This is a genomic window from Thalassovita mediterranea (assembly GCF_001458435.1).
Classification (GTDB): Bacteria; Pseudomonadota; Alphaproteobacteria; order Rhodobacterales; family Rhodobacteraceae; genus Thalassobius; species Thalassobius mediterraneus.
In genome coordinates this window covers 1-25,820 of record NZ_CYSF01000018.1, presented here as the reverse complement: position 1 = coordinate 25,820, position 25,820 = coordinate 1, and the positions used below count along the sequence as shown (strand labels likewise).

Below are 25,820 nucleotides of genomic sequence, written 5' to 3'. Positions count from 1 at the left end.
GTGAAAGGGACCAAAATGTCTAAGACCATTCAACAAAAAGCCGAAGCCGCATTGGCAGAGGTGGAACAAGTCACCACCGCCATCCTGCCCACCCCCAGCACAGACGTGGTCCCGCTAGAGGCCGCAGATGACGGCGTCAGCGCGGAAATCCGCACCCGTATGGCCGAACTGGACATGGAAGACAGCGGGTCGATCATTGGTTTCGGATCCAAGGCGCAGGCGGAATTGCAAACCATTTCGCAGGCCATGCTGACCGATGTCCGCAACAAGGATCTGGGGCCCGCCGGTGACTCGCTGCGCGAGATTGTGACCACCATCCGTGGCTTCTCGATGTCGGAACTGGACACCCGCCGCAAACGCAGTTTCTGGGAGAAACTGATCGGCCGTGCCGCGCCCTTTGCCAAGTTTACCGCACATTATGAAACCGTGCAGGGTCAGATCGACATGATCACCGATAACCTGCTGAAACATGAGCATACGTTGCTGAAGGATATCAAATCCCTCGACATGCTCTATGAAAAAACTCTGGAATTTTACGACGAGCTGGCGCTCTACATTGCTGCCGGTGAGGCCAAGATTGCCGAATTGGACGCGACCGTGATCCCCGCCAAAGAGGCAGAGGTGCACGCCGCCGACGAAGAGGCGCAGGTGATGAAGGCGCAGGAACTGCGTGATCTGCGTGCTGCCCGTGATGATCTGGAACGCCGCGTGCATGATCTGAAACTGACCCGTCAGGTGACCATGCAATCGCTGCCCTCGATCCGGTTGGTACAGGAAAACGACAAATCGCTGGTGGGCAAGATCAACTCCACCCTCGTGAACACCGTGCCGCTGTGGGAAACCCAACTCGCCCAAGCGCTGACCATCCAGCGCAGCGCCGAGGCGGCCAATGCCGTGCGCGAAGCCAACGACCTGACCAACGAATTGCTGACAGCCAATGCAGCCAACCTGCGCGAAAACAACAAGGTGATCCGTCAGGAAATGGAGCGCGGCGTCTTTGACATCGAGGCGGTAAAACAGGCCAACGCCGATCTGATCGCCACCATCAACGAAAGCCTGGAGATCGCCGACGAAGGCAAGGCCAAACGCGCCGCTGCCGAAGCCGACCTGCAACAGATGGAGGCCGATCTGCGCGACACATTGGCCGCCGCCAAGGCGCGCCAAGACGGGCTGGGTGACACCATCGCCACCTCTGCTGGGTCGGAGTGATCAAAGTGGCGGGCCGGTTTCCAAAGGTCGCGGCGCTGACTAGCGTCCTTGTCGCAGGTGCGTTAAGCGCCTGCGCCCCTTTGGGCACAGGCCCTGCCCCTCTCACCGCCCCCCCAACCGGCCCTTTGCAGCCGCCAGAGGTCACCGAGGCCTCTGCCAGTGCGCGGGCGCTGGGGCGCTATTACAACAACCTGCAGGCGGACCTGTTGGTGCAGGGACTGCTGCGCACGGACGGCGGCGGGCCAGATACGCCCTACAATGCACGCCAACTGGCTGAAACCTACGAAACCATCGCGTTTTTTCAGGAATATGAGGACGGCAGCTGGAAACGCCAGAACGGACGCACCGCCTATCAGCTGCGCCGTTGGGCCGATCCGGTACGCGTGGACGTCAGTTTTGGCAATTCGGTTCCGCTGGAACAGCGCAACCTTGATGCCCGAAACGTCGACCTGTTTGCCCAACGCCTCAGCCGCGTGACACGCCACCCCGTATCGATGAGCGCAGCGCGCAACGCGAATTTTCACGTCATTTTCACCGGCTATGACGACCAACCGCAATTGCTGCAACAGCTCCGGCAGATCGTACCAAATCTGGATCGGGCATCGTTACGATTGATCGAAACCTTACCGCGCAGCACCCACTGTTTGATGCTGGGCTTCGCCGCTGATGACAACCCGCAGGAACTGGGCCAGTCCATCGTGATTATTCGCGCCGAACATCCTGATATTCTGCGCAAATCCTGCATCCATGAGGAAATGGCCCAAGGCATGGGGCTGATCAACGACAGCCCCCGCGCGCGGCCTTCGATCTTTAACGACAATGACGAATTTGCCTTTTTGACTCGCCACGATGAACAACTGCTGCGGATGCACTACGACCGCCGCCTGCGCATCGGTATGACACTAGAAGAGGCCCGTCCAATTATCCGGCAACTGGCCGCAGAACAAATCGGCGCCCAACGCGCTCCCAATAGTTAACGCGGTCAAAACCGCGCAAGTATCACGCCCACGAAGGAGGGTTTCATGGGTATTTTCGACTTCCTCACCGGGGAATTTATCGACGTCATTCATTGGGTCGATGACACCCGCGACACACTGGTCTGGCGCTTTGAGCGTGAAGGCCATGAGATCAAGTATGGCGCCAAACTGACCGTACGCGAAGGTCAGGCAGCGGTGTTTGTGCACGAAGGTCAGCTGGCCGATGTGTTCAGCCCGGGTCTTTATATGCTTGAAACCAACAACATGCCGCTGATGACGACGCTGCAGCATTGGGATCACGGTTTCAAAAGCCCGTTCAAGTCCGAGATCTACTTCGTCAACACCAACCGGTTTACCAACCTGAAATGGGGCACCAAAAACCCCATCATGTTGCGTGACCCCGAATTTGGTCCGACCCGCATCCGCGCCTTTGGCACCTACACCATCAAGATCACGGACCCCGCGCTGTTCCTGACAGAGATTGTCGGCACCGATGGTGAGTTCACCATGGATGAGGTCAGCTTCCAGATCCGCAACATCATCGTGCAGGAATTTTCCCGCGCCATCGCCTCATCCGGCATTCCGGTGCTGGATATGGCGGCGAATACCGGTGACGTGGGCAAGCTGATTGCACAGGCCATCGATCCGGTTCTGGCGGGCTATGGCCTGTCGATTCCAGAGCTTTACATCGAAAACATCTCGCTGCCGCCGGCGGTGGAAAAGGCGCTGGATGCCCGCACATCCCGCGGGATCGCTGGCAATCTGGATGACCACATGAAGTGGAAAGCAGCCGAAGCGATGGGCAACGGCGGCGCAATGGATCAATCCATGGGTGCCGGAATGGGGATGGGAATGGGTATGCAGATGGCCCAAGCCATGGGCGCCCAAATGGGCCAGCCCCAGCGTGGACCGTGGGGCGCGGCCCCGGCGCAAGCAGCCGCCCCTGCCCCCGCCGCGATGGCCCCACCGCCCCCGCCGCCGGTGGAGCACGTCTGGCACATCGCCGAAAACGGCCAGACCAAAGGCCCGTTCTCCAAGGCACAGATGGGCCGTATGGCCCAAACTGGTGAGTTGAAGCGCGAATCCCACGTCTGGACCCCTGGTCAGGACGGGTGGAAAACCGCGGATGAGGTGGCTGAGCTGGCCCAGCTGTTCACCGTAATGCCGCCCCCGCCCCCACCGCCGGGGATGTGAGGCATCATGCCAAACCAAACCTACGTGCTGACTATGGCCAGATATAACCTATGGCAAAACGAAAACCTGATCACCGCCGCCGACACCTTGTCTGCGGCGGAACGGGTGCAGGATCGCGGTGCATTCTTTGGGTCAATCAATGCCACGTTTTCGCATCTGTATTGGGGGGATATGATCTGGCTCAGCCGTTTTGCCGGCACCCCTGCGCCGACGGTTGGCATTCCACAATCTACAGGCCTTGCCGATGATTGGCAGGCGTTCAAGGCGGATCGCAAGGCCTTTGACCAGCGCATCCTGCAATGGGCGCATGAGGTGACGCCGGACTGGTTTCAGGGTGATCTCAGCTGGTTTTCCGGCGCTATCGGGCGGGACGTGACCAAACCCAAACAAATGCTGGTCATGCAACTCTTTAACCACCAGACCCATCATCGCGGCCAGATCCACGCCATGCTGACCGCTGCAGGGGCACGTCCGGGCGACACAGATGTGCCGTTTATGCCGGATGAATATCTAACGATGTAAGCCCACGCACAGTAGCAAAAACAAAAGCGCCCTCCGATCGGGGGCGCTTTTTCGTTTGAGAGAGCAGAGAAAGTGATTGGCGTTTACGAAATCTCAACTTTCCAGTGCGACAGTGCCTTGGTCAGGGCCGCGGCTGCATCGGCGTAGTAGCCGGTGGCCAGTTCATCAATCGCCGCGTCAAAGTTGCCGGTGGCGATCAGGGCCGCAACACCGCAGGCAGCGTCGTGCAGGTCAACGTGCAGCGCGTCAACTTCTTTGGCGCGGGTGGTCATCTGTGCGTTGTCTTTCAGGAAGGAGATCAGCTTGCCCAGACCACATTTCTCGGCGTTTTTATAGGCGCGCACCGGCAGGCTGCGGTTGCCGTCGATGGCGGCGGCGCGCAGCTGATGACCCAGAACGTAATGTGCAACGATGCTGTTGTTGATGATTTCAGCGGTGTTCAGAACGGTCATCTGGGTCATTGTGTGTCTCTTTCTCGTTTGTCGCTTATGCGATTGTTTGCTCGTGCTCTCTACAAACGAATATAGATATCCGCCTTTATCGCCTCAATTGAGATAAAGTATGGCGCGCCCTCTCGATGGTCCTAAGGGGCTTAGGCGGTTCCGGCGGGGGGTGATCTGCATCCTGCCGGATGGGCGTAAAAACCACGCTCTCGAACCGCTGGTGCGGGTCCAGAAAGGATATATCCGCGATATATCCTTCGGGATGTATCAGGCGGGGAAACGGGGGGATTCGGGGGGAGGTATGAGGCGATGAGTACCCACAGGCCCCGCCGAACAGACACAAAAAAGGCGCCCCGGAAAAACCGAGGCGCCCCGAGAGCAATCGTTACCGCACGAAAGCGTCAGGCGGTTTCCATTTTCCAATGCGACAGCGCCTTGGTCAGGTTTGATGCGGCATCGGCGTAATAGCCAGTCGACAGTTCATCAATGGCTTCGTCGAAATGACCGGTGGCAATCAATGCAGCCACGCCACAAGCAGCGTCGTGCAGATCAAGGTGCAGCACATCGACCTCTTTGGCACGGTCGGTCATCTGATCGTTTTCCTTCAGGAATGCGATCAGTTTGCCCAGACCACATTTCTGCGAATTCTTGTAGGCGCGCACCGGCAACGCACGATTTTCTTCGTAAGCGGCGGCGCGCAGCTGATGACCCAGAACGAAGTGGGCAACGATTGCGTTGTTGATAATCTCGCAAGTGTTGGTGACGGTCTTCTGGGTCATGACATGTCTCTTTCTAGGTTGATCGCGTGATGCGAAGGGGTGCTCTCGGTAACTACAAACGACAGTATCACTCCCCATTTTAGGAAGAAATTGCGATAAAGTATGGTCGCCGCTCTCAATGGTCCTAGCGACACTAGGACTTTGGTCCTAGTGAACCGACCAAGGACATAAAAACAACGCTTGTTCAAATATTTACAGCAGGTTTCATGCCATCCGCGCCGCAGTAGCGGGCGCAATGTTACAATGGGTCGGATAAGCAAGACAGAGTTGGCCATGCCCTAAGTGACGACAGCAAGTGTGGCAACTCTGTGGCATTGGCGGGGTGATTTCGGGTCCAGCCCCCCACATAGGAAACGCAAAGAAAAAGGCGATGTCCCCCCGGATCATCGCCTTGCCCTCAATGTGTCGGTTTCGCTTGGTCGCCACCAATGCGGCGCCAGATTGATCAAGCCGCCAGATCGCGCACCTGCCAGCGCACCAGCGCCTGGTTCAGCGCACCGCTGATCTGCGGAAAGGCGCCGTTCGAAATGGCCGCGCGTGCTTCGGCGTGTTTGCCCTGCTTCACCAGGAAGGCCACTTCGGCAGCGGCCACATGCAGGTCGGCGTGCAAACGGCGCACTTCAGCCAGATTTTCGGACGACTGCAGCGCCAGCGGCAGATCCATCAGGAAACGGCCAAATTCGCTGACTTCGGCCATGCGCAATTCATCAATGGCGATGTGGGTGTTCTTGTTGGCAACGGCACGCACCATGCGCTGTTTCCATGCGCCATGTGCCTTCAGCGCACTTTGCAGAGCAACGTGCAATCCCAGCAGAGCAGCAGGGGTGGTGTTCTGGTTGGCGGCGGTGGCGGTCATGTTGGCAGTCATGGCGTTGTCCTTTGGCTGGGCAGCTATCTTTTTCTCTGCGTTCAGATCCCAAAACGACATAGCCTCTCCCCTTTTTAGAAAAAAGATGAGAAAAAGTTTGTGAGAGTTACACACAAAAGTATGGGTTCAGCATTTCATGACGGATAACCCCCTGTCGCAACACCATTTTCCCTGTGATCTGTGCGGTGCAGATTTTCGATATGACCCAACAAAAGGCCAGCTGATCTGCGATCATTGCGGCAATGAAGGCGAGGTGCGGCAGAAAAATCCCTGGGCAGGCGGGATCCGTGAACTGGATTTCGAACGCGCTTTGCAAAATCTACTTCCCAGCCAAGAGATGGAAGAAACCCGCGTCAGCCAGTGCCCCAGCTGCGGCGCGCAGGTCGAACTAGACGAGGCGACCCATGCCGCGGAATGCCCGTTCTGTGCCACCCCCGTGGTCACCGACACAGGCCAGCACCGCCATATCAAGCCGCGCGGTGTCCTGCCCTTTGCATTGGAAGAGCGCGACGCGCATCAGGCAATGAACGACTGGCTGGGCCGTCTGTGGTTTGCCCCCAACGGGTTGCAGGAATATGCCCGCAAAGGACGCAAGATGGATGGCATCTATGTGCCCTATTGGACCTTTGATGCCCAAACCGACAGTCGCTATCGCGGCCAGCGCGGCACGGTTTACTATGAAACCCGCAATGTGATGCGCGACGGTGAGATGCAGCAAGAGCGGGTCCAAAAGATCCGCTGGCGCAATGTGTCAGGGCGGGTTGCGCGGTTTTTTGATGATGTGTTGGTGTTGGCCTCTCGCTCTTTGCCGAAACGCTATACGGATGCGTTGCAGCCTTGGGATCTGTCGGCCTTGGAACCCTATCAGCCGGAATACCTCGCCGGGTTTCGCGCTGAAGCCTACACCGTCGAACTGACCGAAGGTTTCAAAGAGGCACGCGCCCACATGGACCGGGTGATTGAACGCGACGTGCGTTTTGACATCGGCGGCGACCGGCAACGGATCAGCGACGTCGATACAGATGTCAGCGAAGTGACATTTAAGCATGTGCTGCTGCCGGTTTGGGTCGCGGCATATAAGTATCGTGGCAACAGTTACCGCTTTGTGGTCAACGGCCGCACTGGCCGCGTGCAGGGCGAACGGCCTTGGTCGATGTGGAAAATTGCGCTGGCCACGCTCGCCGGTCTTATCGTGGCGGGCGGGATCGGCTATGCCATCGCGGTGAGTGAGGGGAAAATCTGATGACCGAAATCGCTACATTCGAGACACTGCTGACGCGCCGCCATTCCTGCCGTGCCTTTCAGGATAAATCTGTACCGCGCGCCGACATCGAACGGATCGTAACCGCGGCGGGGCGCGTTCCCAGTTGGTGTAATGCGCAACCTTGGCAGGTCATCATAACCGACAAAGCTGCGACAGACGCCTTTCGCACGGCATTGGTTTCGGCAACGGAAACCACCGCACCCGCGCCTGATCTGGCATGGCCCAAACAATATACAGGCGCCTATCAGCAACGCCGCCGCACCTGCGGCGGACAACTCTATCAGGCGGTGGGCATCGAAAAGGGCGACCGCGTTGCCTCGGCCAAGCAGATGGCAGAGAACTTTCACCTGTTCGGGGCGCCGCATGTGGCGATTGTCACCTCGGAACGTGATCTTGGGCCCTATGGGGCACTGGATTGCGGCGGGTTTATCACCGCGTTTACCCTCGCGGCTGAGGCATTGGGCGTGGCCAGCATCCCGCAGGCGGCGGTGGCAGCCTATGCGCCCGCGTTGCGCGATCATTTCCAGATTCCCGACAACCGCATGATCCTGTGCGCCATTTCTTTCGGCTACAGGGACGCGGATCACCCGATCAACGGGTTCCGCACAGACCGCGCAGATCTGGACGAAGTCCTGGACTGGCGTGCATAGGTCGCACGCAGCACTGAACCCGCCTTGATCAGACGCGCCCGTCAGGCGCCAATCCCCAAGATTGACGGTACAAAGTTACCGATCCCAAACGAATATCCAAAAGGAACCCGCCCATGCGCGCCCTGTTGCAACGAATTTCCCATGCCTCTGTCACCGTGGATGGTGAAAAAATCGGTCGATCCGGCCCCGGTCTGCTGATCCTGATCTGCGCCATACAGGGCGACACAGAGGCACAGGCCGACTATCTGGCGACCAAGATTGCCAAGCAGCGCATCTTCAAGGATGAGGCGGGCAAGATGAACAAATCCGTGCGTGACATCGGCGGCTCTGCCCTTGTGGTATCGCAGTTCACGCTGGCGGCAGACACCTCACGCGGGAACCGCCCCGGGTTTTCCTCTGCCGCACGACCTGAGGAGGGTAAGGCGCTTTATGAATACTTCGCCGCGAAACTGGCGGCAGAGGGTGTGCCGGTGGAAACGGGGGAATTTGGCGCCGACATGAAGGTCGAATTGCTGAACGACGGTCCTGTCACCATCTGGATGGACACCGAAGCGGTGTAATCCGCCGCAGACCAAAGGCGCGCCACCCCGACCGGCGCGCCTGCCCGCTTGACTTTCGCGCCCGCGACAGCCATATGCGCCCCATCGCTGCGCTGTCGCGTGACCAGCCGGCCGATGCATGACCATCCGCATCCGGCCCAGTGACCCCACCACCCTTTAGTTCCCCATCACGCAGGGTTCTTGACGCAGGACCGCCCGCCGCATGTGGCGTCGGGAGTATCAGATCTGCGTGAAACCTCGTGCTGCCGCATCTCACGCGGCCCCCTGCGCTGCGCCCAAACGGCCCAGCGCGAAAGGACATGATTTGTTTGACTTCGACATGCTGGGCCTCAGCCCAGCCCTGAACAAGGCGCTGGCCAAAGCTGGCCTGACCCAACCCACCCCAATCCAGAACCAAGCGATCCCGCTGGCGCTGGAAGGCCACGACATTCTGGGTCTGGCCCAGACCGGCACCGGCAAAACGCTGGCTTTTGGCCTGCCGCTGATGGAACAGCTGCTGAACGATCCGGCCAAAGCCCCCGCGAAAACCGTCAAGGCACTGGTGCTGGCCCCGACGCGCGAATTGGTGAACCAAATCGCCGACAACCTGAACATGCTGGCGCAACACACCAGCATCCATGTGCGCACCGTCGTTGGCGGCCAGTCGATCAACCGCCAGATCGCGGTTCTGAACCGTGGCACCGACATTTTGGTCGCCACCCCCGGCCGTCTGATTGACCTGATGGACCGTGGCGCGGTTGACCTGTCGAAAACCCGCCATCTGGTACTGGATGAAGCGGATCAGATGCTAGACATGGGCTTTATCCATGCGCTGCGCAAAATCGCACCGAAACTGGGCACCCCGCGCCAGACCATGCTGTTTTCGGCTACCATGCCCAAACAGATGGAAGAGCTGTCGCAGGCCTATCTGAACAATCCCCGCCGCGTGCAGGTATCGCCCCCCGGTAAGGCGGCTGATAAGGTCACACAATCGGTGCATTTCCTGGGCCGTGACGACAAACCCAAGCTGCTGCGCGAAATCCTGTCGCGCGATCTGAACGCGCTGACGCTGGTGTTCGCCCGCACCAAATGGGGTGCCGAGAAGCTGATGAAGTCGCTTGTGCGCGATGGCTACAACGCCGCCTCGATCCACGGCAACAAAAGCCAGAACCAGCGCGACCGTGCCATCAAAGGGTTCCGCGATGGCACGATCACCGTGCTGGTTGCCACCGATGTGGCTGCGCGTGGCATCGACATTCCGGGCGTCGCCTATGTGATCAACTACGATCTGCCCGACACGCCCGACAACTATGTGCACCGCATTGGCCGTACCGCGCGTGCAGGCCGTGAAGGTGAAGCGATTGCGTTTTGCACCGTCGATGAGGCCGAACAGCTGCGCGACATCCAGAAGGTGATGAAGTTGGAGATCCCCGTGGCCTCCGGCACCCCCTTCTTGCCGAGTGAGGCACCGAAGAAACCCGGCGGCAATCGTCGCCGTGGTGGTCGTGGTGGCGCAGGCAACGGCGGCAACGGTGGTGGCAATCGTCGTGGTCGCAGCGGTAGCAATGGTGGTGGCAACGGCGGCGGACGTCCCCGTACCGAGCGATCAAAGGCAGACGGCGGACAATCTGAGCGGCCCCAATCGGATCGACCCGCAAATTCCAAATCGCGTCGCCCGCGTCGCCGCAAACCGGCCCCTGCCCGAGATTGATCCAGCGGATTTTTTAATACGCGACACCTCACCCAGAAAACGCGCGCCCTGCTTGGCGCGCGTTTTTTGTTTGCCCGCTTTGCAACACAAACAGGCGGGCGAACCGGAAAGACCGCAGAGTCGGCTTCAATTCTTGACAAAAGAAATCAAGTTAATAAAACGACCTCGCTCACCCAGCACGCTCTTCAAAGCCAGCTAGACCGATTCTGCGCCTGCCTGCGCAGCCATCCAACATCTACGCTTTGAGGGGACCATGAAGCGCACATCACCATTTGCGGTGGCCATTGCTGGCCTGACCGCCCTAACCGCCACGCCCAGCGCCGGTTTGGCACAGGATGCCTTTCTAGACAGCGATGACATCATCGAACTGGAAGAAATCCAGCTAAACGAAAGCCGCCGCGGCGTTCAGACCGACACCGCCACCTCCACCACCGTGGTTGACCAAAAAGAGATTGAGGCCCGTCAGGCCACATCGTTTGGCGAACTGCTGGATTCGATCCCGAACGTCAGCCTGATCAACGGCTCCACCCCGCAGGGGTCGGCTGTGAACATCCGTGGTCTTGGCGCGCAGGCCGGCACCTACGGCACCGACGGCCATGTGGCCGTTGTCATCGACGGCGTGCCTTCGGGTGCCGAAGAGATCTATCGCAACGGGTCGCTCCTGTCGCTGGAACCGGAATTGTTCCGATCTGTCGAGGTCACCCGTGGCCCCGGCGAAAGCTTCCGCTATAATTCGGGCGCGATGGGCGGCACGGTCGAAGCACAGACCAAAGACGCCACCGACTTCTTGCAAGACGGCGATACATTCTCTGTGCGCCAAAAGGTCGGCTATGAAAGCAACGGCGACGGCCTGTTGTCGACGACGATCCTATCGTTTGCCCCCAGCGACCGCTTTAACGCCTTGGCTTTCTACGGCTACCGCAAAGTCAAAGAGGGCAAAGACGGCAGTGGCACCACACGTCAGGCAACAGGGTTCAAAGCACCCTCAGGCCTGTTGAAACTGAACTATCAGTTGACCGACGACAGCCGCCTGACCTTTGGCTACACGCAGACCACCTCACCTGCCGAAGACGTGCCCTATGACGCCTTTGATCCGTTGTGGAGTGGCACGCTGGTTGACCGCATCATGAAGGACAAAACTGCCTATCTGTCCTATCGCTATACCTCGGTCGAAAACGATCTGATTGACTTTGAAGCCCGCCTGTTCCGCAAACAGGAAGAGATGGAGATCACCTCCTCAACTGTGGGTGCCAACCTGACCAACACCGACCACGACACGGTCACGCACGGCCTGCGTCTGGAAAACCGCGCGCGCTTCGATACTGCTTCGGTCAGCCACACCCTGACCACTGGTGTCGAATTCAAAAACCGCGAACGCAGCGCTATCCTGCTCAGCGGTGCGGATGCGGGTGAAAACGACGGTACGGCCCCCGGCGGTACGGACGAAAGTATCTCGCTCTATATTGCCAACAAAATGGAAGTTGGTGATCGCCTGACTGTCACCCCGCAGATCCGTTTTGAAAAACAGACCCTGACATCGCAGAACAACCGCGACACCACGGTTTGTTTCGGTCCCGGTTTCTGCATTCCCTACACCGCAATCCCCGACGGAACGCAGTACAAGAAACAGGCCTGGACCGGTGCCCTGTCCGCACGTTACGCGGTCAGCGATACCTTTGCCGTATTCGGTAGCGCGGCCTACAACGAAAACCTGCCAATCCTTGACGATTTGCGCTCGAGCGCAAACCGCGAGAAATCGGAAAAAGCCACCACATTCGAATTGGGCCTGTCCTATGACGGCTTTGACGTAATGATGGATGAGGACCGCCTGCAGGCCAAACTGACGGCCTTCCGCACCGAGATCTGGGATGGCACCACCTATTCCGGCATCAACGACACCAAACTGGAAGGTCTGGAGCTGGAACTGAACTACGCCAGCCCGGTCTTCTACGCCGACTTTGCGGCCGCACGCACCCGTGGCACCATCAACGGCACCAGCACCTTCTTTAACTACACACCAGCGGACACTGTTCAGCTGACTGTGGGCAAGAAGTTCATGGATGAACAGCTGGACATCGCGGTTGAGGCCAAACATGCCTTTGCCCACAACCGCACCACATCCGCAGGCGGCGCAACCGCACCGTCGGATGACTGGACCACCTACGCGCTGTCTGTTGGCTACAAACCCAAAAGCGGCGCACTGGCGGGCACGGAAATGCGACTGGGCGTCGAAAACCTGTTCGACACCACCTATCGCCCCTACCTGACCAACCCCAACCGGAACGCCAAGGGCCGTAACATCAAGTTCACCCTGGCGAAAACCTTCTGATCCATTGTGATCCTATCGGGTGGCCCCTGTCTGGGGCCGCCCCTTTGCAGTTTTCGGGATCTGGCCCGATGCCCGGCGCCATCCCCCCTTCTCTTCGCTCTCTGTCTTCGAGGTAGTCCGATGACCCAGAAACCAAGTGCCGCCGACATCCGTCAGGCAAAACTCGACAATCCCAAAATGCGCGACCGCGATCTGGCAGACAAGCTGGCCATCTCAGAGGCCGAACTGGTCGCCGCCCATCTGGGTCAGCGCAACGGCGAGGTGATCACCCGCATCAATCCCCATCCCGATCAGCTGATGCCTGCAATCAGCAAACTGGGCGAAGTCATGGCGCTGACACGCAACTTTTCTGCCGTGCATGAACGTGTGGGCACCTATGGCAAATACACCTCCGGCGCCCATGCGGCGATGGTTGTGGGCCATGAGATTGACCTGCGTATCTTCCCCAAACACTGGGTGCATGGCTTCGCCATCGAACAGGAAACCGACCGTGGCTTGCGCCGCACGCTGCAGGTGTTTGATGCCGCCGGTGACGCCGTCCATAAGGTGTTTATGCGCGAGGGATCGAACCACGACGCATGGGCCGCTGTTGTGGCAGAGCTGACCGATGCCGACCAATCCGAAGGCATCGACGTGGTTGAGGCCACCCCCATCGAACCCGCCAAATGGAACCCCGCCAAACGGGACGTTCTGCTGCAGGAGTGGGGCAAGATGACCGACACCCACCAGTTCATGCGGCTGACGTCGAAACTGGGCATGAACCGTCTGGGCGCCTACCGTCTGGTTGCGGGTGAAAAATGGGTGCGCCCGCTAGAAATCTCGGCTGTCGAAACCTTGATCAACCGCGTGTCAGAGCTGAAACAGCGCACCATTTTGTTCGTCGGCAACCCCGGCAATATCCAGATCCATTGGGGCCGTCTGGACAACATCAAGAACATGGGGCCTTGGGTCAACGTGTTGGATGAGCGGTTCGATCTGCACCTGCGCAATGACCACGTGGCCGAGGTTTATGCGGTCGAAAAGCCCACCAAACGCGGCCCTGCCGTGTCGCTGGAATGTTTTGACAACCGTGGCATGACCATCATGCAGGTCTTTGGCATGCGCGATCCGAACAATGACGCCGACGATCTGGCCCAATGGCATCAGATCATCGCTGACTTGCCTACCCTTACGAAAGAAGAGGTTCCGGCATGATCCGTTCACTGACCTTAGGCGCTGTGGCCGCGATTGGCCTCTCTGCCGCCGCTTTCGCGGCAGAGGACCACGGCGACAGCTACCCGCAAGCAAAATCCATCGTCTCCGTCGGTGGGCCGATCACGGAAATCCTCTTCGCCCTTGGTGCACAGGATCGCATCGTGGCGCGTGACACCACATCAACCTATCCGGCAATGGTGAACGATCTGCCCGACGTCGGCTACATGCGTCGCCTGTCGCCCGAGGGCGTGCTGTCTGTCGCCCCCGACCTGATCATCGCGCGCCACACCTCCGGACCCGTAGAAACTATGGATCTGCTGCGCGAAGCCTCTGTTCCTATTGTGCTGGTCCATGATGGTTTCAGCGCCGAGGCTGTAACAGACGCCATTCGCACCGTCGGCCACGCCATCGGCGAGGACGCTCAGGCAGAGGCACTGGCCAGTGACGTTAAAGCCGAGCTGGCCGCCATCGCCGCCAAGGTCGCCAAGGTGGACACCAAAAAGCGCGTGATGTTTGTGCTGTCCAACGACGGTGGCCGCCTGAACGTGTCGGGTCGTGACACAGGCGCCAACGGGCTGATCGAACTGGCCGGCGGCATCAACGTCATGGCCGAGGATTATGCAGGCTACAAACTGGTCAACGATGAAGCGGTGATCAAAGCGCAACCAGATCTGGTGCTGATGATGACCGGCCGCACCGATCACGAAGGTCGGGCCGAGGAAATCCTGGCCCTGCCCGCTGTTGCCCCCACACCTGCCGCGGCAAACGGTGGATTTTACAGCATCGACGGTGCCGCCCTTGGTTTCGGGCCGCGCACGGCCTCCTTTGTCAGTGAACTGCACCAGGTTCTCTATCCCGCAGAGGAGGTTGTGAACTGATGGTTGCCGCAGATGCTACGTCGCTGACGCAGACTGCCCAGCGCCGCGGCGGTGATCGTCGCCGTCTGTCACAGCTGCTGAGCGTGATTTTAATCGTGGTCTTGGCGGCGGCCATGCTCCTCAGCCTTGGCTGGGGGGCGGCGGATCAGACGGATGTTCTGGCCGCCTTGGTCGGTGAAGGGTCCCTACGTGATCAGATCATCATTTGGGACATCCGGATGCCGCGCATGTTGACCGCTGCACTGGTCGGTGCCTCCCTCGCGGTGTCTGGCGCAGTGATGCAGGGTCTGTTTCGCAACCCGCTGGCCGATCCCGGTCTGGTCGGCGTCAGCGCTGGCGCTGGCTTTGGCGCGGTTGTGGCCATTGTGCTGGGTGGTTTCCTGCCTGTGACCGTTGCCGCCGCGGTGGGCAAATATTCAGTTCCCTTCGCGGCCTTCATCGGCGGGTGGATCACGACCCTACTGCTCTATGCTGTTGCGACCCGTGGCGGCCGCACATCGGTGGCGACCATGCTTTTGGCGGGCATCGCATTGGGCGCGCTGATCGGGGCCTTTATGGGGCTGTTGGTTTATTATGCTGATGACAATCAGCTGCGCGATTTGACGTTCTGGAGTATGGGATCCGTTGCCGGGGCCAGCTGGGAAAAGCTCAGCGCCTCAGCGCCGCTGATCATCCTGACGCTGATCGCCGCACCGTTTCTGGCCCGCGCGCTAAACGCCCTGACCCTGGGCGAAGCCGCAGCGCATCACCTTGGCATCGACGTGCAAAAGATGAAACGTATCGCGATCATGACCGTCGCCGCCTCTATCGGGGCGTCCACCGCTGTGACCGGTGGCATCGGGTTTGTCGGCATTGTGGTGCCCCATCTGTTGCGTCTGGTGCAGGGGCCGGATCACCGGGGCCTGTTGATCAACGGGGCGCTGTTGGGGGCGATTATCCTACTTTTGGCAGATGCCATTTCGCGGGTGGTCATTGCCCCGGCTGAGCTGCCCATCGGGATCGTCATGGCCGCCATCGGCGGGCCGTTCTTCCTGTGGATCCTCCTCAAAAACCGTAATCTGGTGGAGATGTAAGATGTCCCTGACAGCCACAGACATCCACGTCAAACTGGGCCGCAAAGAGATCCTGCACGGCATCGACTTCGCCGCCCGCGCTGGTGAGGTCACCGCGATAGTCGGCCCCAACGGATCGGGCAAAACCACGCTACTGCGCGCCATCACCGGCGAACTGGCCTACACCGGAAAGGTGCAGATCAACGGGCAGGATTGCGCATCGATGAAACCGCATGAGCTGGCAATGACCCGCGCCGTGCTGCCGCAGGCGGCGAACCTCGCCTTTCCCTTCACTGTGCTAGAGGTGGTGCGCCTTGGCCTGACCGCTGGACTGGCCAGTAGCCGCCCCGACACCAGCGATACCCTGCCCTTGCAGGCGCTGGCCCGCGTCGGGCTGACGGGGTTCGAAGGGCGCTATTTCCACGACCTCTCAGGTGGTGAAAAACAGCGGGTGCAGTTGGCGCGCGTGCTGGTGCAGATCTGGGAACCGGTGCTAGACGGACAACCGCGCTGGTTGTTTCTGGATGAACCAGTGTCAGCCCTTGATATCGGGCATCAGCTGGTGGTGATGCAACTGGCGCAGGACTATGCCCGCGCGGGCGGCGGTGTGGTGGCGGTGATGCACGACCTCAACCTGACGGCGATGTTTGCCGATCAGATCACATTGATTGATGCTGGATCCGTCCGCGCACATGGCACGCCACAACAGGTACTGACCAATGACACCCTCAGCGCAGCCTACCACTGCAAGCTGCAGGTCAACACGCCCCCACCAATGGGCGGCGCGTGGATTTTACCACAGGCCGCACACCTAAACTGATCCCACCAACCGTTGAAAAGATGGGCGTTCGACACAAAATCGGATGCCCATTTTTTATGCAAAACATTCGTTTAAAAACAAGCATATGGCGCAAAGGTTACGATCTAATGCTGCACCATCAGCCCAAAACAATCATTGCGCGATCTATAACACCCACCATGCGCGTCGTATTTATCGAGTAAGGAGGCGCACTGCGATCACAACCCCAGATCCATAAAACTGACGACGGCACCACGATATTAACCACCTGCCACCCCCAATTAGATGTGATTGCACAACCCTCTCGTTGATGACCCCAAGCAAGAGTAACCCGTAATGTTTTTTTCTATCAAAGCTCGGCTCGCGGCCTCCTTTGCGCTGTTATGCACCCTCCTCATGATTGTGGGGTGGCTGTCAGTAAAGGAGATGTCGATCCTCAAGGATCGAACTGACAAAATCGTTCACGAAGATTTCCGCGCGTTGCGCGATCTGGATGAGTTGGCACTGATTCAGGAGCGCATCCAAAACTTGATGCGGGAATATGTTCTGATCGAACCCGGCGCTCTCCATGACCGGATAGAGGCCGAACTGGAAGTGTTGGAACACGAAGAAGACGTGTTGCTGCAAACCGCATATTCTCATGCCTCGGCCAAAGAGAAAGCTGTGCTGGACGAATTCACCGACCTGCGCAAACGGATCAATGTGGTCAACGCCGAAGTCATCACCTCTTATAAACGTGGTGATATGGAAAAGGCGGCGCTGCAACTGGTCGAAGAAGGCGGCGCGCTGGACAAAGAGATGCTGAAAATCATTCACGATTTCTCTGTCGCGGAAAGTGCCTATCTGGAAACGCAGGTCGAGAAGTCGAACCACGAATACGCCATCGTGCGCTTTGAACTGATTGCCCTGACTTTGGGCGCTGTTGTCTTCTCTCTACTGGTGGCACTGATGATGCTGCGTTCCATTCACAAGGGTCTGAAAGCGGCCAAAACTCTCAGCAATCAGGTCGCATCAGGCCTGCTGGAAACCCCGGCCGCGCATGGCCGCCGGGACGAAATTGGGGCGCTTCTGGATGATTTGGCCCGCATGGTTGGCGAGTTGCGCCGCACGGTTGGGGATGTGAACACCTCTGCGGGGTATGTCTCTACGGGGGCCTTGCAGGTGTCGACAACATCCGCGCAGCTGCAAGAGGTGGCAATCAACCAATCCGCCGCGACCGAAGAGACCTCTGCCTCGATCGAAGAGATCGCCGCCAGTATCGCCAGCACTGCTGAAAACGCCCACCGCACCGAACGCACTGCAGCCGACGCCGCAGAAATGGCCCGCAGTGGTGCCACCGTGGTGCGCGACGCGACCAAGCACATGGGGCAGATTGTGGAAAAAATCCACATCATCCAGGAGATTGCGCGCCAAACAGACCTGCTGGCTCTGAACGCCGCAGTCGAAGCTGCGCGCGCAGGTGAACATGGGCGCGGGTTTGCTGTTGTCGCCTCTGAGGTGCGCAAACTGGCCGAACGCAGTCAGGAAGCCGCAAGCGAGATTGACGCGCTCACCTCGGTCACGGCCAGTTCGTCCGATAAGGCACGCGAGATGATCGACGAGCTGGTGCCGCAGATTGCCACCACGTCTGATCTGATCACCAATATCGCCAAAGCCAATGACGAAATCAGCAAAGGCATCGAACAGATCGGCATCGCAGTCAATCAGGTTGACGGCAGCGCCCAGACCAACACCGCCGCCTCAGAAGAGCTGGCAGCAACGGCCGAAGAGCTGTCAGGTCAGGCGCAGGTCATGCAACAAGCTGTCGCGTTTTTCGATCTGGGCACCAAAGACACCGCGCCTTTGGCCGTGCGCGACGCCCAGCCTGCAGAAGAGGCCCCTCAACCGCAGGCCAAGGAACAGGACCCAGTTTCCGCGCCTGCACGCGACACCTCCCGCGGCAGCGCGCCGGATCTGGATTTTGACGCACTGTTGGCCGACACGGATGAAGAACCGGATTTCATCCCCAAAAACAACAAGGCCGCGTAATTTACGCCAATCGCAGCAGGCCGCATCCGTTCAAGATGCGGCCTGTCATCTGTCTGCACTACGTTGTTCGCCTGGACTTATTGTCAGGGTCTTGCCTGACCAGCGGACGCCCTGCCCCCTTACATTCCTTAATCCTGTAGTGCGCGTTGAAACGCTGCAGCCAAAGGCGCCAGAAGGTACTGCGCCAGCGTTGTTTCACGGACCTCTATGATCACCTGAACCGGCATGTCCTCTGACAACCGCAGATCTGACAGCGCCGACGCCAGCCGTTGTGAGGCATCCAGTGATAAATCCGCCTGCGCGGCAAAGCCTGTGGGCTGCCCCGCCTCATCCAACGCGGCACGGGGCGAAATAGCTGCCAGCTGCGTTTCAATACGGGGCATGGCCCGTTGAGGCAGACTGGGCAACACCAATCGCCCGACCATGCCCGGGCGCAATTGATCAATATAGGTGGTCGGTACGGTCAACTCCAAATGCGGCTGCGCAAGCGGTTGCGCAATTGCCAGAACCGTTTTGCCCCGTGCCGCATAGGCATCGCGTGCAGGCAGATCCAGCCGTGTCACCGTGCCACTGATTGGTGCATGAATGGTGGCGCGCTCAATCCGGTCCTTCAACTCAGCCAGATGTTGATCGATATCCTGCAGCTGTTTGATGTTACGTGCCCGCGTAGCGGTCAACCGCTGGCGCACCTGCAACAAAACGATCTGCGCCTGCGCAGCCATTTGTGCCTGCCGATCACGCAGCGCGGCCAGTGTGCCGCGGCTGCCTTCGATTTCGGCGGCAACCATCAGGACCTGCTCTGAAAACGCCTCAACCTCGGTGCGTTTCAAAACGCCCTTTTGCAATAACCCTGCCTGCCGATCCGCCCGCGCCTGCATACCAGACAACTGTCGTTCAGTCAGCGCCACCTCCCCCTCAAGAAGGGTGATCTGTTGTGCCAATGCGCCAACTGACTGTTGTTTGGCCTGATGTTCCGCATAAGCCAATTGCATCTGTAGCGCATATTCGTGGCCGTGCCCCGCTGCGCCATCCAGCACCGGCCCAGACACTGGCACAGACACAGGCATATCTGTTGTCAGCAGCGCGGTGATCACTGCATTTTCGGCCCGCAACCGCGCCTGCTGTGCCTGAACGGCTGCAACCTGTTTCGTCTCAACCGTCGTATCCAGACGCAACAGCACATCCCCTGCCGCAACATGATCATGGCGGGCCACCAAAACCTCGGCCACGGGTCCGCCATATGGCGGCTGCAAGACCACCTCTGGCGTTGATGAGACCAACCGTCCACTCAGGGTTAAGGTCGTCGCCAAAGGCACGAAACCCGCATAGGCGATGAGGCCTGTCAAAAAGCACAGCACCGCCAAGGCGCCCAGAAACGCAGGCCGCGCCACCTGTGGGGGCAGTGCATCATCTTTCATTGCAATACCTCCTGCCGCTGTCCCTGTTCCCGTCCGCCCGAGGATCGTGGGGCATTGTGGGCCAGAACAGACGCCTGCAACGTCGTGCGGCCTTCCAATGTCTGCTGACACAACGCGCTGCCCATACGTTCCAACGCCGCCAAAGCCTGTTCGTCGCGCGATGAGCCCTGCCCCATTTCGCGGCCATGCCTCAGCTCTTTGCGCACGCGGATGATCTTTTCCGATAGATCCAGCGCCACATCCCCCGCCATGCGCAAGTCGCATTCAAATTCATCGCGAAATTTCAATGAAAACGCCAACTCTGGCGGTGGATTGGCCTGTTCGCCCGCCGCCGCCAAGGCCAATTGGAACATTTCCTGAGCGATGATCTGCGCCTTTTGACTGAATGCCTCATCGCTGGCACGGGTGAATTGCGACGCAACCCAATCACGCAGATCATGCTGCGACGTTGCTAACGCAGGCAGCCGAATTTGGCGCTGATTTCCGCTCAGGCGCGCCAACACCTCAGCCCGGGGGCCAAAATCAACCACCCGTCCCTGATCAAGACGCAGAATTTTGTCCGCGACCCCCATCACCCCCGACCGATGCAGCACCATGACAATGGTTGTGCCTGACGCCTTGAGGCGTAGCAGCGTTTGCAACAGGGCCCTTTCACCATCACCATCAAGCAGCGCGTTCGGCTCATCCAGAAACAGGTAGCGCGGTTGCGTGTAAAGCGCGCGCGCCAAGGCCACACGTTGCACCTGACCAGCAGACAGAACATGCGGGCAACGCGACAGATCACTTTCATATCCCTCGGGCAGGGCTGCGATCAAACCATGCACACCTGCGGCCTGCGCCGCCGCTACCACCGCATCATCATCGCGGTCTGGATCGAAGCAGGCAATATTATCGGCGAGGCTGCCCGCAATTAGATCGGCACGCTGCGGCAGGCTGCCGATCAATCGATAACTCGCCTCTGGCGGCAGGCTGCGCTGTGCACTGTCATCATAAAATGTCGATCCGATGGCGGCAGGTTTCAAGCCGGAGAGCGCCTGCAGCAAACTGGTTTTACCAGATCCCGCCGCGCCGACGATCGCCAGACATTCCCCGGGCGCCAAGCTGAAGCTGACCCGGTCGAGATAAGGCGCCGCGCCCCCACCACGTGGGCAGGTCAGGTTTTCTGCGGTCAGTGCGCCCTTGAATGCAGGCAACGCCATCGAGGGAGCATGCATTTGAGGCCGGCGCAATAGCACCCGATAGTGTTCCAACGCCTGCCGCAGTGCTGGCCCCTGTTTCAGAACAGTTTCACAACTGCCGTAGCTGCGACTGACGATCAACGAGGCTGCGATCATTCCCCCCGCGCTCAGCTGGTTCTGGGTCACCAGATAGGCCCCAAGCCCCAACGCCATAACTTGTCCGGCGCTGCGCAGAACACCCGCAATGCTGCCCCCAAATGCCTGCGGCAGATCCAGACGGTCGCTATGCTGATGCCGGCGCACCTGTAGGCTAAATGCGCGCGCCAGCATGTGTTGTGTGGCCATCGCGTTTCCCAGACGCTGGCCTTGTTTGCCTGCGTTCTGAAACAGGGTCTGTTCGCGTTGCTGGTCCTGCGCAAGCTGCATCTGTGTCGTCACGGTTGTTATCGTCAGAATTCGATCCAACAGAAACAACGCGCAAAGAAGGCCAAACAACAGCGCAACAAACCCCGCGTGGATCAACGCCAATGCGAGAATGAACAACGGCAACCATGGCAACGACAGGGCTGCCTGTGCGGTTGGGCCGCGCAGCGCCTGCGTCAAGCCTGCGACCGCAGCACAATGTTCTGCCATATCGGTTTCAGCAGGGCTGGCACCACAATCCTGCATCAATTGCCCGCTTCCCGTCCCTTCGATCCATGTTCCAAGGCGGCGCAAAGAAAGATCGCGCAACCCTTCGGCCACGCCCTGCACCAACAGCGCCGACAGTGCCAGCGCCCCCAACAGCACGAGAGTGGCGGTATTGCCGCTGGGGACGACGCGATCCAGCACCTGCATCATGAACAAAGGGCTGATCAACACCGCTAGATTGCTCAACAGAGAGAACACCAGCAGCGGTGCGATCATACGGCGTGAGTGTTGGATGGGGTTCATTGCTTGCTCCACTCAACACAGGGGATCACAGGATAAAATTGCTTTCATCCAGATCATCAACATCCACAGATTTCAGCAGCAGCCTGTCGCCAACACTGCCATCACCGGCAAGTGCGCTTAGATCCAGTTCCGTCGCCCAGCCGCGATCAGACAGCGCAGCCTCGACTTCGGCATAGTCCAGCCCATAGGCGGACAGGTCAATTCGGTCGTGATCCGTTTCGAAATCATGAATGATGTCACGCCCTGCATCATGAGACACCACAAAGGTATCCGTGGTGCCATCGCCGCGCCAGTTGCCGCCCCACAGGTGATCATCGCCGCTGCCGCCTGTCAGGGTGTCCGCACCGGTGCCGCCGCTCATGTTGTCGTTACCCTGATTCCCAGACAAACGATCCGCACCTTCGCCCCCATGCAGGGTGTCATCGCCCGCATTGCCAAACATCTGGTCATTTCCGGCACCGCCGCGCAGGTCATCGTTGCCGCCGTCCGACTGGATCAGCTGTGGATTGCGCAGCAACACAGGCGAGTCGGCATCAATATCGGTAAAGGCGTCGGCAGAGCGTGGATCGACCGTGCCGTCATTGGATCCTGTTGATTGTGCTTCGGACATGAATTCCGAGTAGGCCTGTCCGGTGTCCCAATCGACCTCAACCCTGAAAATCCCCCCCTGCGCAGCTGTGCTGCCGTCCAGATCATGATCCCCGCGATTGAGCCCGTAATAAAGGTTCCCATCCCCATCGAGGAAAACCGCACCATAGGCACCGCTGGCCATGCCGCTTTCCATCGTGTCACCATAGAGCGTGCCGGTGATTGGCACCTCGTTAAAGGTGGGATGACCGCCAGCAGCTACCTCGCTTACGTCGATCTGCACAACCTTGCCCGCTTCGCCATTTTTGCCAGGGGAAACAACCGCATAGAAATGCCCGTCCTCACTATTGTAGGCCAGATCATAGGTCCGGTCAGTGAACAGCCCCCGGGGCAGGTGGAAATGCTGGATTTCCGGATTGCCGTCGGCGTCCCTATTGTCGACGTCCACCACGCTGATCCGGTCCAATGTGGTGTGAAAGGTCCATAGGTTCCCGCTGTCATCGAAATCGCCAACATAATCGCCGTAAAACCCATCGCCGACACGGAAGGCATCGCCATTCGCATCAATCATCACGGTATCTGTACTGCGCACAGGGTTACCAAGGGCATCCACCCCATTCGACTTCGCCACGCCATAGATCAAGTCATCCTCGGCGTTGAAACCAACGGCGTTAATCTTGAACCCAGGTGGATCACCGACATCGACATAGGTGCGCGCGTCTGGGTCAAAGGCTTTTAGTTGGCCGTTGATCACCTGATAAAGGGTCGACTGCCCAGGGGCGAACCCGGCGACCTCAACCTCTTGCCCATTAAGGGTGGTTATTTTTTCATAGCTGGCGACAGGGCCGCTGAAATCATAGGCTACCGCCCCTTCGGGGGGGACCGCACGGAAACTCAGCTGCCCCTCTTGTCCGGTGCTTGTCACCTCAACCTGGTGGGTTTCATAGACGCCTGTAGTTGTTTCGACCACGCTGACCACTTCGCCATTCCACAGGACCTCTACCTTGCCGCATCCATGGCCACCGGAAAGATTCGCCGCCAGTTCAAAGGAAATGGTATAGCTTTCCCCCGCCACCGTATTTGCGGATTGGGAAATGGTTTCAATGCCATCCTGATCCTCCATCACCCAACCAGCACTTTCACCGTATTGGGAAAAACTGGTCAGGCCGTCACCGTCAGCAGATAGGATGTTGCCACCGCGCAGGTCGCCATAAACCACATCGTCGCCATCCCCAGCATTGATGGTATCGGCGCCCAACCCGCCCTCAGCGGTGTCATTCCCCTGTTCCAGATTAACAAGGTCATCGCCTTCCCCACCGTAGGCCAGATCATTCCCCCGGCCTGCGTTCAAGACATCGTCGCCGCGTCCAGCACTTAGGGTGTCATTTCCCCCATTCCCCAGCAGCACATCATCGCCATCACCGGTACGAATATCGTCGTCATAGGATCGGGTTGTCCCAACATCGCTGACCTGTAGCGCAGCGGGATTGTAGACCCATTTCCCGTCCACATAGGCCCATTCGTCCCCGACCATATCACCAGCGGCCAAATCATTGCCCTGCCCTGTACTGATATTGTCGTCACCTGCGTGCCCGTTAACCTTGTCCACCTGCGCCAGCCGCTCGCGCAGGGTTTGGCCCTGTTCGTTTTGCGCGCCATCGCTCAATTGGTCATCATCGGTTGTCCCGATGAATTCCTTTACCTCATCAGATTTAGGATCCCGCTCATTCATAGACATTCTGCACCTCGGCCACAGGTTTCAATCGAGGTTCAGGGTAGGTCTAATTCCTTAAGAAGAGTTTTCTGTGGCCACGAGGAACGGACTGCACTGTGTTGGATTTGATCTAATTTGTGCGGATGTCTACGGCGATTGCCACTGTGTCCGCGTGGTGAGGATTGGATGTTTCGCGGGCATTTGAAACGACAAAGGCGCGTGCTGGTATTGCACGCGCCTCTCAATTTTCGTTCCGGGTCAGGTTATTGCAAAACCAATTTGATCGCGCCGCCATAAGACCACGGGAAACTGGACACCAGCTGGCTGTTGTGACGTGTCGTACTGATCCCACCCGCATAGCCACCGGTATTGCTATAATAATAGCTCGTGGTGGTGGTGGAATCGGACAAGCCATAAGGCTTTGCCTCAACCTTTGTGTTACCCGACAAACCACCGCCTTGGCATTTCAAAACCACAGGCGACGGCTTGCCCCGGTCGGCAAATCGCGCCCCCTGTACATACGTCGGCGTCTTCACACGCGCAGGCGAGGTCACGCGGGCGGTAAAGTCCTTTGATCTGATGACACATGAAATACCGGACACTTCGGTCTTCTTCCCATCAGCGCTTTCGGTGAAGGTGCGAACCTCGGTCTGTACCCAGCCGAGATGCTGCCCCGCCGGGATTTTGCGAACCATACGTGGCGAAACAGTATCCGACGTGATTTCAATCGACGGACCACAGGCGCTGAGGGCGCCACAGATCGCCAGCACCGCGCAGCGCTTCGCCATTCTGATCACGTTAGCCATCGGTCATGACGACGGCAACAGCGCCCTCATAAATCCAAGGTGTCGAAGTCGCCAAGGCCGCACTGGCCGCAATGCTCACCAATGCGCCAGCAATCCCTGCGCCGGTCATAACAGTGGTGCTTTTGGGAACTGCGGTCACCTGAGAAACCCCGGACAGGTCGCCGTATTTACAAGACACAACCAACGCGCTGGGAACGCCGCGGTCCTCAAATTCGGCACGCTGCTTAAAACGGGGCACAATCACTTCTTGCGGGGTTAAAGCGTCTGCAGCGAGGTCATCGGAAACCAGTTTGCATTTCGCCCAAATGATTTCTTCGCCGCGCTTGCTATCAGCACCTTCGCGGAATGCACGTACGGTGACCTAGGATGTGCCGCCAGGATCCCAAACATAGTGACAGACAGAATAGTTTTTTTCACAGATACGAACTTTCAGTTGTTTGCCACGCGCTTAAAGCACGCGTGCGTAACACAGTTCAATCTTTGATACCTCTATTTTGTATCATACGTTCTAATTTTGTTAATTTTGTATTAAAAAAGCCGCCCATTGGGGCGGCTGTTTTTGTGTTTCATCGTTTTTGAGAGATTGTTGTTGTTTATTAGGTTTGGCGGTGACCTACTCTCCCACGTCTTAAGACGCAGTACCATTGGCGCTTCGGTGCTTAACTTCCGAGTTCGGGATGGGATCGGGTGTTTCACTCGTGCTATGACCACCAAACCGAATAAGCAACAACGGGCTTTTGTTAGCCC

General features: G+C 58.6%; 22 protein-coding genes and 1 rRNA gene. 14 read left to right on the top strand and 9 right to left on the bottom strand.

The window, feature by feature from the left end:
• The first annotated feature begins 15 nt into the window (after positions 1-15).
• From TM5383_RS15170 to TM5383_RS15155, 4 genes are read left to right on the top strand one after another with little or no spacing between them, the layout of a single operon-like run.
• Complete coding sequence (locus TM5383_RS15170; RefSeq protein WP_058319896.1) at positions 16-1,209, top strand: toxic anion resistance protein; 1,194 nt, start codon at positions 16-18, stop codon at positions 1,207-1,209.
• Positions 1,206-2,186 carry a DUF2927 domain-containing protein gene (locus TM5383_RS15165; protein ID WP_231725180.1) on the top strand — a complete coding sequence of 327 codons (981 nt, stop codon included), beginning with the start codon at positions 1,206-1,208 and terminating at the stop codon, positions 2,184-2,186. The genes TM5383_RS15170 and TM5383_RS15165 overlap by 4 nt, the downstream gene beginning before the upstream one ends.
• A 45-nt stretch (positions 2,187-2,231) precedes the next feature.
• Complete coding sequence (locus tag TM5383_RS15160) at positions 2,232-3,380, top strand: SPFH domain-containing protein (protein WP_058319894.1); 1,149 nt, start codon at positions 2,232-2,234, stop codon at positions 3,378-3,380.
• 6 nt (positions 3,381-3,386) lie between these two features.
• A complete protein-coding gene (locus TM5383_RS15155; protein WP_058319893.1) occupies positions 3,387-3,902 on the top strand; it encodes a DinB family protein in 516 nt (171 codons plus the stop codon).
• 83 nt (positions 3,903-3,985) lie between these two features.
• Here TM5383_RS15155 and TM5383_RS15150 read toward each other — a convergent pair whose 3' ends face one another.
• The 3 genes from TM5383_RS15150 to TM5383_RS15140 form a co-directional block, all read right to left on the bottom strand.
• Positions 3,986-4,363 (bottom strand): hypothetical protein, encoded by a 378-nt coding sequence (locus TM5383_RS15150; protein WP_058317577.1) that lies wholly within the window; start codon positions 4,361-4,363, stop codon positions 3,986-3,988.
• Positions 4,364-4,746: 383 nt separating this feature from the next.
• Positions 4,747-5,124 (bottom strand): hypothetical protein, encoded by a 378-nt coding sequence (locus tag TM5383_RS15145; protein WP_058319892.1) that lies wholly within the window; start codon positions 5,122-5,124, stop codon positions 4,747-4,749.
• Positions 5,125-5,569: 445 nt separating this feature from the next.
• Positions 5,570-5,992: a hypothetical protein gene (locus tag TM5383_RS15140; protein ID WP_156415738.1), complete on the bottom strand. Its 423-nt coding sequence runs from the start codon at positions 5,990-5,992 to the stop codon at positions 5,570-5,572.
• A gap of 136 nt (positions 5,993-6,128) precedes the next feature.
• Here TM5383_RS15140 and TM5383_RS15135 point away from each other — a divergent pair, with 136 nt between their 5' ends.
• The 10 genes from TM5383_RS15135 (at position 6,129) to TM5383_RS15090 (ending at position 18,436) form a co-directional block, all read left to right on the top strand.
• Positions 6,129-7,235 carry a TFIIB-type zinc ribbon-containing protein gene (locus tag TM5383_RS15135; RefSeq protein ID WP_058319890.1) on the top strand — a complete coding sequence of 369 codons (1,107 nt, stop codon included), beginning with the start codon at positions 6,129-6,131 and terminating at the stop codon, positions 7,233-7,235.
• Positions 7,235-7,906, top strand: coding sequence for a nitroreductase (locus TM5383_RS15130; protein WP_058319889.1), 672 nt, complete (start codon positions 7,235-7,237; stop codon positions 7,904-7,906). Before TM5383_RS15135 ends, TM5383_RS15130 begins: the two co-directional genes overlap by 1 nt.
• A 113-nt stretch (positions 7,907-8,019) precedes the next feature.
• A complete protein-coding gene (gene dtd, locus TM5383_RS15125) occupies positions 8,020-8,466 on the top strand; it encodes a D-aminoacyl-tRNA deacylase (RefSeq protein WP_058319888.1) in 447 nt (148 codons plus the stop codon).
• Positions 8,467-8,770: 304 nt separating this feature from the next.
• Positions 8,771-10,156, top strand: a complete 1,386-nt coding sequence (locus TM5383_RS15120; protein ID WP_058319887.1) for a DEAD/DEAH box helicase — start codon at positions 8,771-8,773, stop codon at positions 10,154-10,156.
• Positions 10,157-10,409: 253 nt separating this feature from the next.
• Positions 10,410-12,485, top strand: coding sequence for a TonB-dependent receptor domain-containing protein (locus TM5383_RS15115; protein ID WP_058319886.1), 2,076 nt, complete (start codon positions 10,410-10,412; stop codon positions 12,483-12,485).
• A 120-nt stretch (positions 12,486-12,605) separates the two neighbouring features.
• Positions 12,606-13,679 (top strand): hemin-degrading factor, encoded by a 1,074-nt coding sequence (locus TM5383_RS15110; protein WP_058319885.1) that lies wholly within the window; start codon positions 12,606-12,608, stop codon positions 13,677-13,679.
• Complete coding sequence (locus TM5383_RS15105; RefSeq protein WP_058319884.1) at positions 13,676-14,557, top strand: heme/hemin ABC transporter substrate-binding protein; 882 nt, start codon at positions 13,676-13,678, stop codon at positions 14,555-14,557. The genes TM5383_RS15110 and TM5383_RS15105 overlap by 4 nt, the downstream gene beginning before the upstream one ends.
• Positions 14,557-15,630, top strand: coding sequence for a FecCD family ABC transporter permease (locus tag TM5383_RS15100; protein WP_058319883.1), 1,074 nt, complete (start codon positions 14,557-14,559; stop codon positions 15,628-15,630). Before TM5383_RS15105 ends, TM5383_RS15100 begins: the two co-directional genes overlap by 1 nt.
• Before the next feature lies 1 nt (position 15,631).
• Positions 15,632-16,429, top strand: coding sequence for a heme ABC transporter ATP-binding protein (locus TM5383_RS15095; RefSeq protein WP_058319882.1), 798 nt, complete (start codon positions 15,632-15,634; stop codon positions 16,427-16,429).
• A 315-nt stretch (positions 16,430-16,744) separates the two neighbouring features.
• The gene (locus TM5383_RS15090; RefSeq protein WP_076400178.1) at positions 16,745-18,436 is read left to right on the top strand and encodes a methyl-accepting chemotaxis protein; all 1,692 of its coding nucleotides are present in this window, start codon (positions 16,745-16,747) and stop codon (positions 18,434-18,436) included.
• Between the two features lie 128 nt (positions 18,437-18,564).
• Here TM5383_RS15090 and TM5383_RS16770 read toward each other — a convergent pair whose 3' ends face one another.
• The 6 genes from TM5383_RS16770 to rrf all read right to left on the bottom strand — a co-directional run bounded on the left by TM5383_RS16770 (position 18,565) and on the right by rrf (position 25,788).
• The gene (locus tag TM5383_RS16770) at positions 18,565-19,854 is read right to left on the bottom strand and encodes a beta-barrel domain-containing protein (RefSeq protein WP_058319880.1); all 1,290 of its coding nucleotides are present in this window, start codon (positions 19,852-19,854) and stop codon (positions 18,565-18,567) included.
• Positions 19,851-21,965, bottom strand: coding sequence for an ATP-binding cassette domain-containing protein (locus TM5383_RS15080; RefSeq protein ID WP_058319879.1), 2,115 nt, complete (start codon positions 21,963-21,965; stop codon positions 19,851-19,853). Before TM5383_RS15080 ends, TM5383_RS16770 begins: the two co-directional genes overlap by 4 nt.
• Before the next feature lie 25 nt (positions 21,966-21,990).
• Complete coding sequence (locus TM5383_RS15075) at positions 21,991-24,291, bottom strand: calcium-binding protein (protein WP_143570273.1); 2,301 nt, start codon at positions 24,289-24,291, stop codon at positions 21,991-21,993.
• 239 nt (positions 24,292-24,530) lie between these two features.
• Complete coding sequence (locus TM5383_RS15070) at positions 24,531-25,055, bottom strand: hypothetical protein (protein ID WP_143570272.1); 525 nt, start codon at positions 25,053-25,055, stop codon at positions 24,531-24,533.
• Between the two features lie 10 nt (positions 25,056-25,065).
• A complete protein-coding gene (locus TM5383_RS15065; protein WP_058319876.1) occupies positions 25,066-25,311 on the bottom strand; it encodes a hypothetical protein in 246 nt (81 codons plus the stop codon).
• Between the two features lie 362 nt (positions 25,312-25,673).
• A 5S ribosomal RNA gene (gene rrf, locus TM5383_RS15060) occupies positions 25,674-25,788 on the bottom strand.
• Positions 25,789-25,820: the final 32 nt, after the last annotated feature.